Consider the following 16,580-nt stretch of genomic DNA (forward strand, 5'->3'; position numbering starts at 1 on the left):
GCTGATTATAATTCGACGATGGTGTCGATCATGAAATGCGGGCGGTGCCGGATGGCGACCGACCTGCGAATGAAGGGGAGGACAGCATGAACACATCCGATTTCCTGCGGCTCATGGCCACGACGGCGCTGATCACCACCGCGCTGCCGGCGATGGCGCAGACCGAGCCGGCGCCCGCGCCGACCACGCAACCGGGCGCTCCGGCAGTTGCCGCGGCCACGGGCGACCAAGCCCCTGCCGACCAGCTTCAGGACATCATCGTCACCGCGAACCGCGTCGAATCGAGCGCGCAGAAGACCGCCACGGCGCTGACGGTCTATAGCGGCGCCGACCTCGCCGCCGCGGGCGTGACCAACGTCACCAACCTGCAGCGCATCGATCCGAGCGTGAACATCGTCTCGTCGACCGGCGCTGCCTATGTCGCGATCCGCGGCATCGCTTCGACCGACGTCACCGAGATCGGCGATCCGTCGGTGCCGATCGCGCGCGATGGGTTCTTCACCAACCGCTCGTTCAGCATCGCCACCTCGATCTACGATCTGCAGCGCGTCGAAGTGCTGAAAGGGCCGCAGGGGACGTTGTTCGGTCGCAATTCGACCGGCGGCCTGATCAGCCTGATCACGCGGCGGCCGGGCAAGGATCTCGGGGGCAATTTCTCGCTCGAGGCCGGCAATTACAAGACGGTCAATGCCGAAGCGGGTATCGATATTCCGCTCGCGAGCTGGGTGCAGCTGCGTCTCTCGGGCGTCGCGCGCCGGCACGACGGGTATCGCGAGCTGCTCGGCGTCGGCGGTCGCGGCGATGACGATCAGACGACGTCGGGGCGCGTCACCCTGGCGGTGCAGCCTTTTGCCGGATTCGACGGCATGATCCAGTATCAGCATGACGACATCAACAATGTCGGCGATGTCGCGGCGATCCGTCCGATTGCGACGATCCTTCCGGCAAGCTTCGATGAGAAGCAGTTCGTCAATTACGCGCCGACCTTCAATCGCATCAATGGCAACCGCATCCGCTGGGAATTCAGCTACGATCGCCTCCCGCTCGGCCTGACGCTGACCTATGCCGGTGGGTACGACTCGCAGCAGTGGCGCCATGCGCTTGACGCAAGCGGCAACGCGGCCAACCCGGTCAACTTCCGTCAGGCCGAAAACCCCGACACGTGGAATCACGAAGTCCGCCTCGCCACGCCGCAGGGCCGCGCATTCTCGGCGCAGGTCGGCTATTTCCACTTCGACGAGTCGAACTCGCTCGACAGCGGATTGCTGCAGCTGTCGGGGCAATATGCCGGGCAATATCTGGTCCGCTTCCGCTACAATACCAAGACCAGCTCCGACGCGGTCTTCGGCCAGGCGAGCCTGCGCGTGACCGATACGCTCAAGCTGACCGCGGGCGCGCGCTATACCTGGGACAAGAAGGACCGCACGGGGACCTCGCAGCTGCGCTGCGATATCGCGCATATCCCGGCGTTCCTCTATCCGATCATCGGGTGCCTGGGGAACCCGCCGATCCTTCCGGGGCTGGGCAACGGCACGTTGCGCCAGCAGCGTCCGACCTTCCTTGGCGGGATCGACTGGACGCCGACCGATCGCAATCTCGTCTATGCGAAATATTCGTCCGGCTACAAATCGGGTGGCTTCAATTCCAACGGTTCGGCGCCGTCGGTCGATTACGGCCCCGAGAACGTCTATTCGTGGGAGATCGGCACCAAGAACCGTTTCGCGGATCGCAAGCTGCAGCTCAACGCCGATATCTTCTACCAGAACTACAAGGGCTACCAGGCGTCGCAGGCTTCGCCCGTGGTCTCGTCGGGGTCTGGCGTGTTCAACATCGGCAGCGCCAAGATCTACGGCGCCGAGGCGCAGTTCATCGCCTTGTTCGGTGCCGCGCGTCTCGATCTCAACGGCACCTACCTGCACGCGCAGTTCGACAAGAATATCGGCACGGTGAGCAGCACCGATCCGGTGACCGGTGCGGCGGTGTCGCGCAACGTCTCGGGCAACGATCTGCCCAACGCGCCGCGCTTCGCGCTGACCGGTGGGCTCGAATATCGCTTCGACTTCGCCAATGGCGCGACGCTGACGCCGCGGGTCGATGGGAAATATTCGACGGCCTATTATTACAGCGTGTTCAACGACGCCGACACGCGCCAGACGGCGTATGCGACGGGCAATGCGCAACTGACCTATGCGCCGGCGGGCGGGCACCTGCAGATCTCGGCGTTCGTTCGCAACTTCACCGACAAGGCGGTGTTCGCGAACGCGACGCGTAACTTCACCGCGATCCCGTCGATCAACACCTATCAGTTCCAGCCGCCGCGGACCTACGGCATGCGGTTGAGCTTCAAATACTGATCGTCGCGGGCAGCGCCGGCGTCCTAGTCGTCGCTGCCCGTCTGGATCTGGTGATGGCCGTCGCGTCCAGGCAGCGGCCAACCATGCTGGAAAGGCCTCCGATATGATGCGCGCGCGTGCCCTCCTTTTGCTCGCGGCGCTGTTGAGTACGACCGCGGCGAACGCCCAGCAGGTTGCCGCGGCCGATCCTCTGGTCGATGGCTTTCGCGATCCCCCCGCCAGCGCGCGACCGCGCGTCTGGTGGCACTGGTTGAATGGCAACATTACCGAAGACGGGATCACCAAGGATCTCGAATGGATGCACCGGATCGGCATCGGCGGGGTGCAGACCTTCGACGCGACGCTCGGTACCCCCCAAATCGTCGAGCGGCGGCTGCCCTATATGACGCCGCCGTGGAAACAGGCGTTCGCGCATGCCGTGGCGACCGCCGATCGGCTGGGGCTCGAATTCGCGATCGCGGCCTCGCCCGGCTGGAGCGAGACAGGTGGTCCGTGGGTCGCGCCGAGCGATGCGATGAAGAAGCTCGTCTGGAGCGAAACCGACATTGTGGGCGGAACGCGTTTCCGCGGTGTGCTGGGGCCGCCGCCCGTAACGACCGGACCGTTCCAGGATATCGCGTTCAAGAATGACGAACCGGGCGGCGCGCCCGTCGCGTCGCCGAAGCCGAGTTTCTACACCGACGTCGCAGTTCTGGCGTACCCGATCGCCGAGGGTGCCGCGCCGCGCGTGACGGCGAACGACGCTATCGGAACGCCCCTCGACGCCGCGGCGCTCTCGGATGCATCGCTGGTCTCCGCCGTCGATGTCGCAAGGGGAACGGCCGCCGCGCCGGGACTGGCCATCCTGCGGTTTGCCGCCCCGCGCACCATCCGCGCAGCGACGGTATTCATCAGCGATGCCAAATCGACGTTTTCCGCGCCGGTGCTGCGTCCGATCATCGAGGCAGAGGTCGATGGCCGCTGGCGCAAGCTCGCCGACGTTCCGCTCGGGGGCGTCCCGACGACGGTGTCGTTCGCACCCGTCCGCACGCGCGCGGTACGGCTGGTGCTCGTCCCGACCGCCGTGTCGGGGCCAAGGCCGATGAGCATCGGCGCGCCGGGTGCCGAGATCATCGATATATTCCCGAAAGCCCCGCAGGGCCCAACAGTCCGCCTCGGCATGTTCCGCGTAAGCGATGCCGCGCGAGTCCATCGCGCCGAGACCAAGGCGGGGTTCGACATCGCGCTCGACTATTATGCGCTCGACGCGCCCGCGAGCCCGGGGGTCGATCCCGCACGCGTGATCGACCTCACCACCCGGCTGCACCCCGACGGCACGCTCGACTGGAGCCCGCCGCCGGGGCGTTGGCGGGTCGTGCGGCTGGGTTCGACGCTGCTCGGCAAGACCAACCATCCCGCGACCCCCGAGGCGACCGGGCTCGAGGTCGACAAATATGATGCCGCAGCGGTTCGGCGGTATCTCGAAGCCTATCTCGACCTTTATCGCGACGCCGCGGGCAAGGACGCGATCGGCAAGAGTCTTGGCGCGCTGCTGACCGATTCGATCGAGGTCGGCGCATCGAACTGGACGCCGGACATGGTATCCGCGTTCAAGCTGCTCCGGGGCTACGACCCTACACCTTGGCTGCCCACGCTGACCGGGGCGGTGATCGGCTCGGCGACACGGACCGACGCGTTTCTGTACGACTATCGCCAGACGCTCGCCGACCTGCTCGCCGATGCGCATTACGGAACGCTCGCTGCGGTGGCGCATGAGCATGGGCTGAAAGTCTATGGCGAAGCGCTCGAAGACAAGCGTCCGGTGCTCGGCGACGATATGGCGATGCGGGCGCATACCGACATTCCGATGGCGGCGATGTGGACGTATGGCGCGGACGGACCACGCGCGACGCTGATCGGCGATGATCGCGGCGCGGCGTCGGTCGCGCACATTTATGGGCAGAATTTGGTCGCGGCCGAGTCCCTGACCGCCGCTTTCTGGCCGTGGGCGTTCGCGCCGGCCGATTTGCGGCCGATGATCGACCTGGAATTCGCGAACGGCATCAATCGGCCCGTGATCCACACCTCGGTCCATCAGCCGCTCGACCGGGCGCCGGGGCTCAGCCTGGCGATGATCGGGCAGTATTTCACGCGGCACGAGACCTGGGCCGAGCTGGCACGACCCTGGATCGACTATATCGCACGCACCAGCTTCCTGCTGCAGCAGGGGCGCAATGTTGCCGATCTGGCTTACTTCTATGGTGAGGAAGCGCCGATCACTGCACTCAACGCGGTCACACCGTTGGCCGACGTGCCGCCTGTCTGGGGCTGGGATTATATCAATGCACCCGCGCTGACCGATGCGGTAACGGTCGAGCACGGGCTGATCGTCGCGAAGGGCGGTGCGCGCTACAAGGCGCTTTATCTCGGTGGCACCTCCCGCCGGATGACGCTGCCGACGCTGCGCCGCATTGCCGCGCTCGCCGAGGCGGGGGCGACCGTGATCGGCAAGGCGCCAGATAGCAGCCCGAGCCTTGCCGACGATCCCGCGGCGTTTGCAACGCTCGTCACGCGGTTGTGGGCCGGGGGGCAAGAGACGCGCGTAGGGGCCGGCCGCGTGATCGCTGTCGACAGCGTCGCGCAAGGGCTGGCGCGCGCCAAGATCGCCCCCGATTTTCAGCATAGCGGACCAGCCGACGCCGAGTTGGCGTTCGTGCATCGGCGCACCGCTGGCGCGGACATCTATTGGATCGACAACCGCGGAAATCGAGTCGCGCAGATCGATGCCACCTTTTCGGTAAGCGGTAGGATCCCGGAACTGTGGCATGCCGAGACCGGCCAAAGCGAGCCGATCTCCTGGCGACGGTTCGGCGGGTCAACCGTGACCCCGCTTACGCTAAAGGCGCATGAGTCCGTGTTCGTCGTATTTCGCAAGCACACAGCGCTAGGCAGCGAGACTGTCGCACCGACCGTCGAGACGCTCCTTGCAACGCTGAACGCGCCATGGTCCGTGACATTCGAGCCGGGGCGCGGGGCGCCTGCCAAAACCACGATGACCGTGCTGCAGCCGCTCGATAAAAGCGCCGATCCGGGCATCCGCTATTTCTCGGGAATTGCGACGTACCGCAGTGGGTTCGACCTGCCGCGGGCAAGCGCGGCAAAATCGGTGGTGTTGGACCTTGGCAGCGTCGGGGACGTGGCGGAGGTGCGGATCAACGGGCTGAGCGTCGGTACGCTGTGGCACCCACCGTACCGCGTCGATATTGGCAGCGCTGTCCGCGCCGGCCGCAATACGATCGAAGTGCGGGTCGCCAACCTTTGGGTCAACCGCCTGATCGGCGATGCACAGCCGAACGCGGAGAAAGTGACCTTCACCACCCTACCGACGTATCGCGCAGATGCGCCATTGCGGACCTCCGGCCTGATAGGGCCGGTGGTGCTATCGACTCGGCATTGAGAGAAATCTCGACCGCGCTGAAATCCTCATGCGGAGACAAGTGAGCGTCCTTACGTTGCCTCGCCGCAAATCCATCGGCCCGGTCGACATCGATCCGAGCGTTAAGGCAATCACCGTGGTGCGAGGGACGCGTCGCTTCGTTCGCCCGATGCCCGCTTCAAGCGGAGCGCGAGAGTTCCAAACAATGTTAATGTTTATCGATGTCTCAGAACGGACGCCATTCCTTGGTAGTATTCTGATGCTGCCATACTTCTTCCGAAATTTTATTTACGATGCGGTTAGGTTGACCACGTGGTCGACGTAAACAAGCCAAGCTGAATGCAGGTTTCCGCAACCACACACCGACATACCAAACTGTCTCAGAAATTCCCGAGGCGGGTTTTGTGTCTGCTTTCGGAGGCTTTTCGCGGATTCATCGCCGCTTGCTGCGCGCGCTTTGGTGCCTTTCTGGCCCGTGATGCCCCGCTTTTTTGGGGTATTTCGGGGGGCACGTCATCGCGCATGCCAATCTCACAAGCGGCCAATCGTTGCGAGTCGCCGGAATTCCCCCTCATAATACCGCGATGGTGGTCCGAGCGCAGCCGCCAGTATTTCGGCGGAAAGCGATAGTCGGTGTGGCATCGCCTACACCTTCTCGTCGGTCCGATCGATCAGGATTCGCGCACGGTGTCGAGGACACGCTCGTCCTTTGGCAACGTAAGCCGTACCAGGACCGGCATCGCGAGCAATACCAAGGGGTATTGCAAGATCAGACCAGCGATGATCGCAATCGCGAGCGGTTGCTGGATCCCCGAGCCCTGACCGATAGCCAGCGCAAGTGGCAGCAGCGTGAAGATCGCCGCGAGCGTCGTCATCGTGATCGGGCGCAGACGGTTGCGGCTCGCCTCGCGCGTCGCCGCCGCGGGCGGCATGGTCCGCGCCAGCTCTTCGAATTCCGAGACGTAGAAGATCGCCATCTCGGTGCCGATGCCGATGATCATCGTCATTCCCATCAGCGCCGTGATGTTGAGGTCGACCCCCGCCGCCCACAGCGCGGTGAACACAGCGGTGGTCGACAGCAGCGAACAGCCGATGATGATCACCGGCAACCAGAATCGGCGATAGAGGATCAGCAGCAAGACCAGCTCTGCCACCAGCGCCGCCCCGAACACTTTGATCAACCCGGAAAAAGCGATCTGTTGCTGCTGGTAGAGGCCGCCCAGTTCATACCGCACGCCGGGGCCGAGAACGCTTGGCCGGTCGAGCACCGCCCGCACGTCGCCGACCGCAGCACCGATCCCGCGGCCTTGGATCCGCCCGGTCACCGCGATCATCGGTTCGAGATTTTCGCGGCTGATCTGCGGCTGCCCGGTCACCGCCTCGATCGTGGCGACGCGCGACAGCGCGAAGACGTGTCCGTCGCTCGCGCGGATCGGCAACTGGGCGAGCCCGGCTTCGCTGAGCGTCAGTGCGTTGGGCAAGCGCACCCGCACGTCGACCGCCTTGCTCGGCTGCGCGAGCGTGGTTGCAATGCTCCCGGTCAGCGCGGCGCTCAACTGCGCCTCGATATCGGCGGGAGCGACACCCTCGATCCCTGCGCGAACCGGATCCACATGGACGTCGAGCGCATCGCCCGCGAGCTGTACCCCATCCTTCACCTCGACCACGCCGTCGATCTTGCCGATCAGCGCAGCGACCTTGCGCGCCTCGCCCTGCAGGACCGAAGGGTCGGCGGCATAGAGCTTCACCTCGATCGGCTGCGGCACTGCGGTCAAGTCGCCGATCAGATCCTCGATCAGCTGCGCGACTTCGACCTGGACGCCGGGTACCTCCGCGGTGATCCGCTCCGCCACCGCCGCCGCGATCTCCTCGGTCGGGGCGGCATGACCGGGCTTGAGCCGCACGAAATAGTCGCCGTGATAGCTCTGCCCGAGATCGCCGCCGAGCCCGGTGCCGAGCCGGCGCGAGAAGGTCAGTACGGCCGGGTTGGCCTTCAACATCGCGTCGATCTGCCCGACCTGCCGCCCCGTTTCATCGAGCGACGTGCCGGGCGCAGTGTAATAGTCCATCACGAACCCGCCTTCGTCGACCTTGGGCATGAAGCCGCTCGGCACGTTTTCGTAGCTGACATAGCCGATCGCCAGCAAGGGAACCGCGGCGATGGCGAGCAGCCAGGGGCGTGCCGACAGGCGGTCGAGAATGCCGTCGTGGAGCCGCGCCATACGCCCGACTCCGGGCGCGCCGGGGTCATGCCATGCGCTGAAATCGACCAGCCAGCGAACCAGCACCGGCACGACGAACGCGGTCATCGCCCAGGAGATCGCAAGCGCCGCCGCCATCGTCAGCGACAGTGCCTTGGAGAAGGCGCCGGTCACCCCGGTGAGGAACGACAGCGGCACGAACACGATCAGCGTCGCAAGACTCGATCCGGTGAGCGGCGCGAGGAACTCGCGCGCCGCCGGGATCACCGCGGCGTCCCCGGCGGGTCGGCCGTCCGCGCCGATCGCGCCGGCGCGGCGTGCGATATGCTCGACCATCACGATGACGTCGTCGATCAGCAGCCCGACCGCCGCGGCGATCCCGCCGAGCGTCATGATGTTGAAGCTCATCCCCAGCATGCTGAGGACGAGCACCGTTGCCGCGAGCGTCGCGGGCACGACGATGACCGCGACCAGCGTCACCCGCCAGCTGCGCAGAAAGCCCAACAGCACCACCGCTGCGAGCACGAGCCCGATCAGCACTGCGTCGCGCACACTGGCGACCGATTGCGTGACGAGCTCGCTCTGGTCGTACCAGCAGACCAGCTTGACGCCGGGCGGGAGCGCGAGCGTGGCGAGCTTCTGCTGCACGCCCTGCGCGATCCGCACCGCATTGCCGTCAGGCTGTTCATAGATGTTGAACAGCACCGCGGGCGTGCCATCCTCGACGATGCGCTGCCACACCGGGACGGCACCATTCTGCACGGTCGCTACGTCGCGAACGCGGACGACGCCCTGCGGATCGGCAGAGACGATGATTGCACCGATCTGCGCCGCGGTCGTCACGCTGCGATCAGCGATGACGAGCGACAGGCGCCCGCGATCCTGCACCTGTCCGACCGCGCTCAGCACATTGCCGTTGCGGATCGCGGTGGTGAGGTCGGCCATCGACAGAGCGTGATCGGCGAGCCGGTGCGGATCGGCGAGCACTTGCACCTCGGCGGTGTCGCCCCCCTGCACCCCGACGCGCGCGAGCCCTGGGACCGAGGAGAGCAACGGCGTGATCTGGTATTTTGCGATATCCTGCAGCGCGACCGGATCGGCGGCGGTCGAGACGAGCGCGTAGGAAATGATCGGGAACACCGTCGGGTCCATCCGCCGGACGGTGTATTGGGTACCGCTCGGAAGCGACGCGATCGTCCGCGCGATCGCCGAATCGACCAGCAGCGTGCTCGCGACCATGTCGCGGCCCCACCCGAAATCGATCGAGATCTGCGCCGCCCCGCGGCTGGTCGCGGAACGGACGTCCTGCACACCGGGAATCGCGCGGAGCGCTTCCTCGACCGGGCGGGTGACGGTCAGCGCGGTCTGATCGGCGGGGCGGCTGCCGGCATCGAGATCGACGACGACGCGCGGGAAGGACACCTGCGGAAACAGTCCGATCGGCAGTGACAGCGCCGCCACCAGCCCCGCCACTGCCAGTGCTATGGCGATCAGGACGAAGGCGCGCGATTGCTCGCGCAGCAACCGCTCGAGCATCAGCGCGTCCACCGCACGGCGGCACCGTCGCTGACCTGATAGGCACCATCGACGATCAGGCGACGCTGGGGGTCGATCGCCCCGCTGACGACATCGCCCGCATCAGAGGCGAGCGCCACCGTGACGAGGACGGCGACCGCCTTGCCGCCGCTGACCTGAAAGACGTGCGTCGGCCCGCCCGCGGTGACGACGGAGCGATGCGGCACCACCCAGCCGGCGACGTGCCCAGTGGCGATCGCGACCTGCATAGCTTCGCCCGGCAACAGGCTTCCGACCGGAAACGCAACGTCGACGTCGACCAGCCGGGTCTTGGCATTGAGCGCATTGCTGACCCGTAGCACGCGTCCGGTCAGCGGCGTTCCGCCCGACAGCCGGACGAGCGACGCGGATTGCCCGACCGCGACGCGACCGCGCTCGGCAGGGTCGACGCCGGCGGTCACGATGATACCCGTTCCCTTGACGACCGTCAGGATCGGGGCGCCCGCTTGCGTCCGGTCACCCTGGGCGACGCTCACGGTGGTGACGACGCCGTCGAACGGGGCGGTCAGCGTCTGTTCGCCGTTCCCCGCCCCATCCGCCTGCAACGCCGCAAGCGCGGTCTGCGCGTCGGACACCGCCTTTTCCGCCTGGACCAACTGATCCTGCGTCGCGAGCTGTTGCGACAGCAGCTGCGCGGTGGTCGTGCGTTGCTTGCGTGCCGCGCTCAGCGCATCGACCGCCTGGCGGTACAAGCTCCGCGAGGCGGGCGCGGTGGCGAAGCTGGCGAGCGGCTGCCCGCGCCGGACCGCCGTGCCGGGGGCGACCATCAGCCGCGTGATCTGGCCCGGCTGCGCTTCGTTGAAGCTACGCGTTCCGTTGAGCGCGGGCGCAACGGTGCCATAGCCGATGACCGTTTGGGGCAAGGATCCCTGGATCGGAGCGACTGTGGAAACGAGCGCGCTCGGTACTGCGGTTTGTGCGGAATCTGGGGTGCCCCCCGCACCGCAGCCCGACAGCGCCAGCGCGATCGACAGACCGAGCGGCACCCTCATCGCGACACCGCCCGGGCGTCGTCGGCGCGCAAATCCACGATCGGCAGGCCATCGCCGACAAGCGTCTGGATCGCGACCTGTCGGTCGAGCAATCCCAGTTCCAGCGTCATAATCTCCTGTTCCTTGGCAAAGCGGTTGTAGACGAGGTCGACATAGCCCCGCTCGTCGATGTTGGAGGCGCCGAACGCGGCCTGCGCGCGGTTGGCGGCGGACCGCGCCGCGGGTAGGTCGCGGCGCGCGACCGCAAGCTGCGCGGACAGTCGCTCCATCTCACGCAGCAACGCACCGACCGTGCCAACCGCCGTCGCAAGGCGCGCGGCATAGTCGGCCTGGAGTTGCGCACGAGTCGCGCGCGTGATCGCGACATTGCCCTGGTTGCGATCGAAGATCGGCAGGCCGATCGCGACATTGGGGCCGGCATTGATGACCTTCGAGCTGTCGCTGCTGACGCTGCCGCCGAGAACGACGTCGGGGAATTGCGCGACGATGGCCTGGCGCAGCTGTTCGTCGGCGGCGGCATAGCCCATCCGCAGCGCGATCAGATCGGGGCGGCGGTCGGGCAACGTCGCGAGCCCGGCGCGGATCGCGGCGGGGTCGAACCGCGGCAGATCGATCTGCGTCGCGAGCGGGACGACGACGTCGGGCGCGAGCCCGAGCAATGCGTCGAGCTGATGCATCAACGCCAATTGCCGCTGATCGAGCGCATCGAGCGCGGTCCGCGCGGCCTGCAGCGCGACCCGGTCGGGCGCGACCGTCACCAGCGTGACGTTGCGCGCGGCCAGTGCCTGTTCGAGCTTGGCGTTGCGCGAGGCCAGCAACCGATAGGCCGCGACATAGCTTTGCCGACTGGCCGCGCCGAGGATCAGGTCGCCTGCGACTTGCCGCGCCTGCCCCGCGACTTGCCATTCCTGCCAGACGATATCCGCGGCGACCTGGCGTTCGCTGTCGACAGCGGCGCGGCGGCGCGTGCGGTAGGTGAGCAGCGCCTTGATGTCCTGGCTGAGGCCGATGTTCCACGCGGGCACCGCCCCGCCACCCGACAGCAGCGGGAGGAAGGCGCCGGTCAGCGACGGATTGGGCAGGACACCCGCCTGCCGCGTCTGGCCCGCGGCAATCGCGCGCCGCAGCCGTGCCGCCTTGAGGTCGGGGTTGTTGGCGAGGGCGAGGTCGACCACCTGCGCGACCGACAGCGGTTCTGTCGCGACGATCGTTTCCGCCCGCGCCAACGATCGCACGTCGGCCGCCAGCGGTGGCGCGGTCGCCAGCGGGAGCGGGGTGTAGCGCGCGCACCCGGTCACGCCGCTCAGTGCGGCGAGCGCAGCCATGGCGCGGCGCGGAAGGGTACGTCTCAACGCGGTCAACTCCGGAAGCCGAGCCACGGAAAGAACGCGCGGCCGTCGTGTGATATGGCATAGGCGGATGATGATCCGGATATTGTTTATTCCCAACTTGCGCGTGGCGCGGGACGTCCGGCTAGGCGATCGTGCTACGCAGCTGGTGGAGGTGATGCGGTGAACCTGCTGCTGCTCGAGGATGACGAAGCGACCCGCACCCATCTGGAGCGCACGTTGGTTGCGGCAGGGCATGTCGTCGACGCTTGCAGCAACGGTAGCGACGCGATCGTCCTCGGGGCCACCAACGATTATGCTGTCCTCATCCTCGATCGCATGGTGCCCGGAGTCGATGGGCTTGGCGTGCTCAAGGCGCTTCGCGCGGCCGGTGTTCGCGCCCCCGCGATCTTCCTCACCGCGATCGACGGAGTCCATGACCGCGTCGAGGGGCTCGACGCGGGCGCCGACGATTATCTGGTCAAGCCATTCGCCGCGATCGAGTTTCTCGCGCGGGTCAACGCCTTGTTGCGCCGCCAGCCGGCTCGAGACGTGGCGACCGTGCTGCGCGTCGCCGATCTCGAAATCGATCTGATCAAGCGCAGCGTGCGGCGTGGCGGCCGGGCGATCCCGTTGCAGGCGCAGGAGTTCAAGCTGCTCGAATATCTGATGCGCCACGCAGGCGAGATCGTCACAAGGACGATGCTGCTCGAAAATGTGTGGTCGTTCCATTTCGACCCGCAGACCAATATCATCGAAAGCCACATGAGTCGCTTGCGCTCGAAGGTCGATCGCGGCTTCGATCAGGAACTGATCCATACGGTGCGCGGCGCGGGCTATCGGTGCGATGGCCTGGCTTAGCGGTTTCCGGAGCGGCGCGTTCCGCTTTGCCTGCCTGCTCGCGCTTGCCTTCGCGGCAGGTTCCGCGCTCGTCTTGGTCGTGGTCGAGCGGTCCATCGCGCATTATGCGGTCGATGCCACCGAAGGCGGCTTGACCAGCGAGGCCGCGATCCTTGCGGGTGAGGACCGGGAAGAGGGGCGAATAAGCCTGCTCGGGGCGATCGCCCGGCATCGGCGCGCGAGCGGCGCGGAAGCGTTCCGATACCAGGTGATCGACCGCGCCGGACGCCTGCTGGTCGACGATATCGGCACGCCGACGGTCAGGCTCGGCTGGGGGCAGGTCGCGGTGCACGACGACCCGCAGGACCCCGCCGCCGAAACCTTGCGGAGCCTCGGGGTTGCCCTCCCCAACGGCGGGACGCTGGTCGTCGCCACCGACACTTACGACATCCAGGAATTGCGGCGTGCGCTCGACCGCTTCCTGGTCGTCGCGGGAGCGGTCATCACCGTGCTTGCGCTGGTCGGTGGCTATCTCATTGGCGCGCTGTTCATGCGCCGCCTCGACCGTGTGAACGCTGCGATCGCGCGGGTGATGGCGGGCAATACGGCCGAACGTCTGCCGCCGATCGGTATCAGCCGCGAATTCGACCAGCTCTCGGCGAACCTCAACGCGATGCTAGACCGGATCGGCGCGCTGATGGACGGCCTGCGCCAAGTCACCACCGACATCGCACACGATCTGCGCACTCCGCTCGGGCGGCTTCGCCAGCAGCTCGAGCAAACGCGCGATGCGCGTGACCCGGAGCGGTTCGACGCCAGCATCGACACCGCCATCGCGCAGACCGACGAGATTCTCGCGATCTTCCGGGCGTTGTTGCGGATCGGGACGCTGGAGGGGGGCGACGGGCGCCAATATTTCGCTCCGCTCGATTTGAGCGAACTGGTCGGGCGAGTGATCGCCGCGTATCAGCCCGTTGCCGAGGACGATGGGAAAACCTTGATCGCGGCGCATGCCGACGGCCTGCTGATCGAGGGCGATGCCGAATTGCTGGCGCAGATGATGACCAATCTGGTCGACAATGCGATCCGCCATACGCCGGCCGGCAGCACGATCGTCAGCCGGCTAGAGCGGATCGACGGCGCGATCGTCGCGAGCGTCAGCGATGACGGACCTGGCATTCTGCCGCATGAACGCGACGCCGTGTTGACTCGCTTCTACCGCCTCGACCGCAGCCGAAACTTGCCGGGCGCAGGGCTCGGCATGGCGCTGGCCGCGGCGATTGCGGCGCTCCATCGCGTCCGCCTCGATTTGCTCGACAATCGCCCTGGCTTGCGGGTTCGCCTGACCTTCGCGCAGCCCACACGCGTGGTCGAGACCGGGGTCGCAGCGCCTGATTAGCGATCCCTAACGTGACCGCAGTGGGGCGCTGGGGCAAAAGGCAGCCCTCATCTTCGTGGAGACCGCCATGCGCCGCCCTTCGCTTCTCGTCCTGCTCGCTGCAGCTGCCGCCACGCCGTCCGGTCTCGCGGCGACGCCCGCGCCGATCTATGCCGTCACCCAATCGATCGCTGGGCCCGACGGATCGTGGGACTATGCCCGCACCGACGACGACGGCACGTTCGTGTATGTCGCGCGCAGCAACGCGGTCACGGTGCTGGAAGTGGCGACCGGCAAGGTCACTTCGCTCGGCAGCGTGCAGCGCGGTCATGCAGTCGTGCCGCTGTCCGGCGGCAAGCTGCTGGTGACGAGCGGGACCGATGGTACTGTGCGGTTGTACGATCTGCGGTCGGGTGCCGAAACCGCGAGCATCGCCGTCGGCAAGAAACCCGACGCTGCCATTCTCGATCCGCAGAAGGCCCATGCCTATGTCATGAATGCCGATAGCGGCACCGTGTCGGTGATCGACCTCGCCACCAGCAAGGTGACTCGCACGATCCCGGTCAAGCCCGCGCTCGAATATGCCGCGTTCGGCGCGGACGGGACGCTGTTCGTCAACAACGAGGAGGTGGACCAGATCGAAACGGTCGACGTCGCGCGCGGGGTCGCCGGCAAGGCGATCGCGCTGCCGGGCTGCAAAGCACCGACCGGGCTCGGTTATGACAGCGCGCACGACCGCCTGATCGCGTCGTGCGCCAACGGCAAGGCCGCCATCGTCGACGCCCGTCGACGGCAGCTGAGCGCGCTCGTCGATATCGGCGCGGGGCCCGACGCCGTGATTATGGACGAGGCGCGCGGGCTCGCGTTCATCCCGTGCGGGAAAGACGGGGTGCTCGACATCCTTTCGTTGAAAGGTGTCCGTGTGGAAGCCGTGGGCGTCGTGACGACCGAAGTCGGCGCGCGCACCGGCGCGCTCGATCCCAAAACGGGGGCGCTGTATCTGCCAACCGCGAAGTTCGGCGCGGCTGCAGCGGGGGGCGGACGTCCCGCGATGGTGCCGGGCTCCTTTCACATTCTGGTGGTCAAACCTGCGCGTTGAAGGTGCGGTTTTGCGATCGTCGAACTTTGTTCAACGATCGTCGGCACAGCCACGCGCGCGGCAAAAACCGCGCGCGCCGAGGAGAAGGCGGCTTCCCATCTCATCGACGTCCAGTCCGCCGAGGACATCGCCAAATATCCCACGACGCAACGCGAATTCTACGACCAAAGCTACGAGGCGGGTGTTCGGTTCAAGTTCTGACGATCTCGCGCGTTTCTCCGATGGTGATGCATACCGCCGGCGCAGCATCCTGTGGCGTGCGTAGTTTCCGATGCTGTTCCGTCGCGGCGGCCTGCCAGATAGCGCCATCGCGACACGGCGTGCGCTTCAGAATGGGTGAAGCAGTCCACGCCCGGTCGACGCTTTCGAGGAGACGAATGATGGCCGGCACCGACTCACGCATCAAAGACATCGGGCCACAGCCGCAGTCGTTCGACCTCGAAAGCGCGACCAAGGACAATGCCGAGTATCGGTCCGTCGCGTGGAGCGGTCGCTATCTGCAGGTGACGTTGATGTCGATCCCGGTCGGTGGCGATGTCGGACTCGAGGCGCATCCCGAAACCGATCAGTTGCTGCGCCTCGATGCCGGCCATGGGCGCGTGCAGATGGGCGCTGCCAAGGACGCGTTGACCTTCGAGAAAAACGTTTCGGACGGCTGGTGTGTGCTCGTTCCGGCGGGGACGTGGCACAACATCACCAATACCGGCACGACGCCGATGCAACTCTATACCGTCTATGCCGCCGCGCATCATCGGCCAGATACCGTGCAGGCCACGGCAGCGGCGGCCAAGGCCGACCAGGGCGACGAACCCGCCGCCTGGTCGGTGCAACCAAAGCCTGCAGCCGACAAGCACGGGTGACGGGGGAGATGCGCAAGGTTCGGATCGACATGGCCGGGCTGCGCTATGCGCGGCTCCTGGGTGTGGATTTTTCGCACACCGATCGGCACGGCCATTGTCATTGGCTGTTCGCCTGTGATTGCGGCACCATGATCGTGGCGCATGGCGGCAACGTACGGGCAGGAAGCACCACGAGCTGTGGCTGCAGACACCGCGAGATCAGCGCCGCACGGCTGCGCACGCATGGCGAGCGCGCTGACAAACGGCATGCGCCGACCTACCGCGCTTGGCAGGCGATGAAGAGCCTGTGCGACAATCCAAAGGTCAGCGGCTATCCGCAATGCGGCGGCCGAGGGATTGCGGTGGCTGCGCGGTGGAGAGACGATTTTCCCGCTTTCCTGGCGGATATGGGCGAACGCCCGCTCGGAATGACGCTCAGGCGCGACGATGCCCAACGCGACTTCGGCCCGAACGCCTGTCATTGGGCAGTGGTGCCGACGCGCGCTGAGCGGGCTGCGCGCTCGAGGAGCCATCGCCACGCCGAGGTGTAAGGCGGATG

The 16,580-nt window shown here is 66.4% G+C and carries 10 protein-coding genes; 7 read left to right on the plus strand and 3 right to left on the minus strand.

The genetic code is table 11. The features are described from left to right. Positions 1 to 86: 86 nt before the first annotated feature. Both ACP7C5_RS15160 and ACP7C5_RS15165 read left to right on the plus strand, forming a co-directional pair. Positions 87 to 2,354, plus strand: a complete 2,268-nt coding sequence (locus tag ACP7C5_RS15160; protein WP_426264867.1) for a TonB-dependent receptor — start codon at positions 87 to 89, stop codon at positions 2,352 to 2,354. A 103-nt stretch (positions 2,355 to 2,457) separates the two neighbouring features. Next, positions 2,458 to 5,790 carry a glycosyl hydrolase gene (locus ACP7C5_RS15165; protein ID WP_426264868.1) on the plus strand — a complete coding sequence of 1,111 codons (3,333 nt, stop codon included), beginning with the start codon at positions 2,458 to 2,460 and terminating at the stop codon, positions 5,788 to 5,790. A 650-nt stretch (positions 5,791 to 6,440) separates the two neighbouring features. On the opposite strand, the gene ACP7C5_RS15170 is transcribed toward ACP7C5_RS15165, so the two are convergent. From ACP7C5_RS15170 to ACP7C5_RS15180, 3 genes are read right to left on the minus strand one after another with little or no spacing between them, the layout of a single operon-like run. After that, positions 6,441 to 9,506: an efflux RND transporter permease subunit gene (locus ACP7C5_RS15170; protein ID WP_426264869.1), complete on the minus strand. Its 3,066-nt coding sequence runs from the start codon at positions 9,504 to 9,506 to the stop codon at positions 6,441 to 6,443. Continuing rightward, positions 9,506 to 10,537, minus strand: coding sequence for an efflux RND transporter periplasmic adaptor subunit (locus ACP7C5_RS15175; protein ID WP_426264870.1), 1,032 nt, complete (start codon positions 10,535 to 10,537; stop codon positions 9,506 to 9,508). Before ACP7C5_RS15175 ends, ACP7C5_RS15170 begins: the two co-directional genes overlap by 1 nt. After that, positions 10,534 to 11,862: a TolC family protein gene (locus ACP7C5_RS15180; protein ID WP_426264871.1), complete on the minus strand. Its 1,329-nt coding sequence runs from the start codon at positions 11,860 to 11,862 to the stop codon at positions 10,534 to 10,536. Before ACP7C5_RS15180 ends, ACP7C5_RS15175 begins: the two co-directional genes overlap by 4 nt. Positions 11,863 to 12,048: 186 nt before the next feature. Here ACP7C5_RS15180 and ACP7C5_RS15185 point away from each other — a divergent pair, with 186 nt between their 5' ends. The 5 genes from ACP7C5_RS15185 to ACP7C5_RS15205 all read left to right on the plus strand — a co-directional run bounded on the left by ACP7C5_RS15185 (position 12,049) and on the right by ACP7C5_RS15205 (position 16,572). Next, complete coding sequence (locus ACP7C5_RS15185) at positions 12,049 to 12,726, plus strand: winged helix-turn-helix domain-containing protein (protein WP_426264872.1); 678 nt, start codon at positions 12,049 to 12,051, stop codon at positions 12,724 to 12,726. Then, the gene (locus ACP7C5_RS15190) at positions 12,713 to 14,104 is read left to right on the plus strand and encodes a sensor histidine kinase (RefSeq protein WP_426264873.1); all 1,392 of its coding nucleotides are present in this window, start codon (positions 12,713 to 12,715) and stop codon (positions 14,102 to 14,104) included. The genes ACP7C5_RS15185 and ACP7C5_RS15190 overlap by 14 nt, the downstream gene beginning before the upstream one ends. Before the next feature lie 67 nt (positions 14,105 to 14,171). Beyond that, positions 14,172 to 15,182 (plus strand): YncE family protein, encoded by a 1,011-nt coding sequence (locus tag ACP7C5_RS15195; protein WP_426264874.1) that lies wholly within the window; start codon positions 14,172 to 14,174, stop codon positions 15,180 to 15,182. Positions 15,183 to 15,562: 380 nt separating this feature from the next. Next, on the plus strand, positions 15,563 to 16,042 hold the full coding sequence (locus ACP7C5_RS15200) for a cupin domain-containing protein (RefSeq protein ID WP_426264875.1): 480 nt from the start codon (positions 15,563 to 15,565) through the stop codon (positions 16,040 to 16,042). Between the two features lie 8 nt (positions 16,043 to 16,050). Continuing rightward, a complete protein-coding gene (locus ACP7C5_RS15205; protein ID WP_426264876.1) occupies positions 16,051 to 16,572 on the plus strand; it encodes a hypothetical protein in 522 nt (173 codons plus the stop codon). The last annotated feature ends 8 nt before the right edge of the window (positions 16,573 to 16,580 follow it).

This window comes from Sphingomonas sp. PWP1-2, assembly GCF_049898305.1.
Taxonomy (GTDB): domain Bacteria; phylum Pseudomonadota; class Alphaproteobacteria; order Sphingomonadales; family Sphingomonadaceae; genus Sphingomonas; species Sphingomonas glacialis.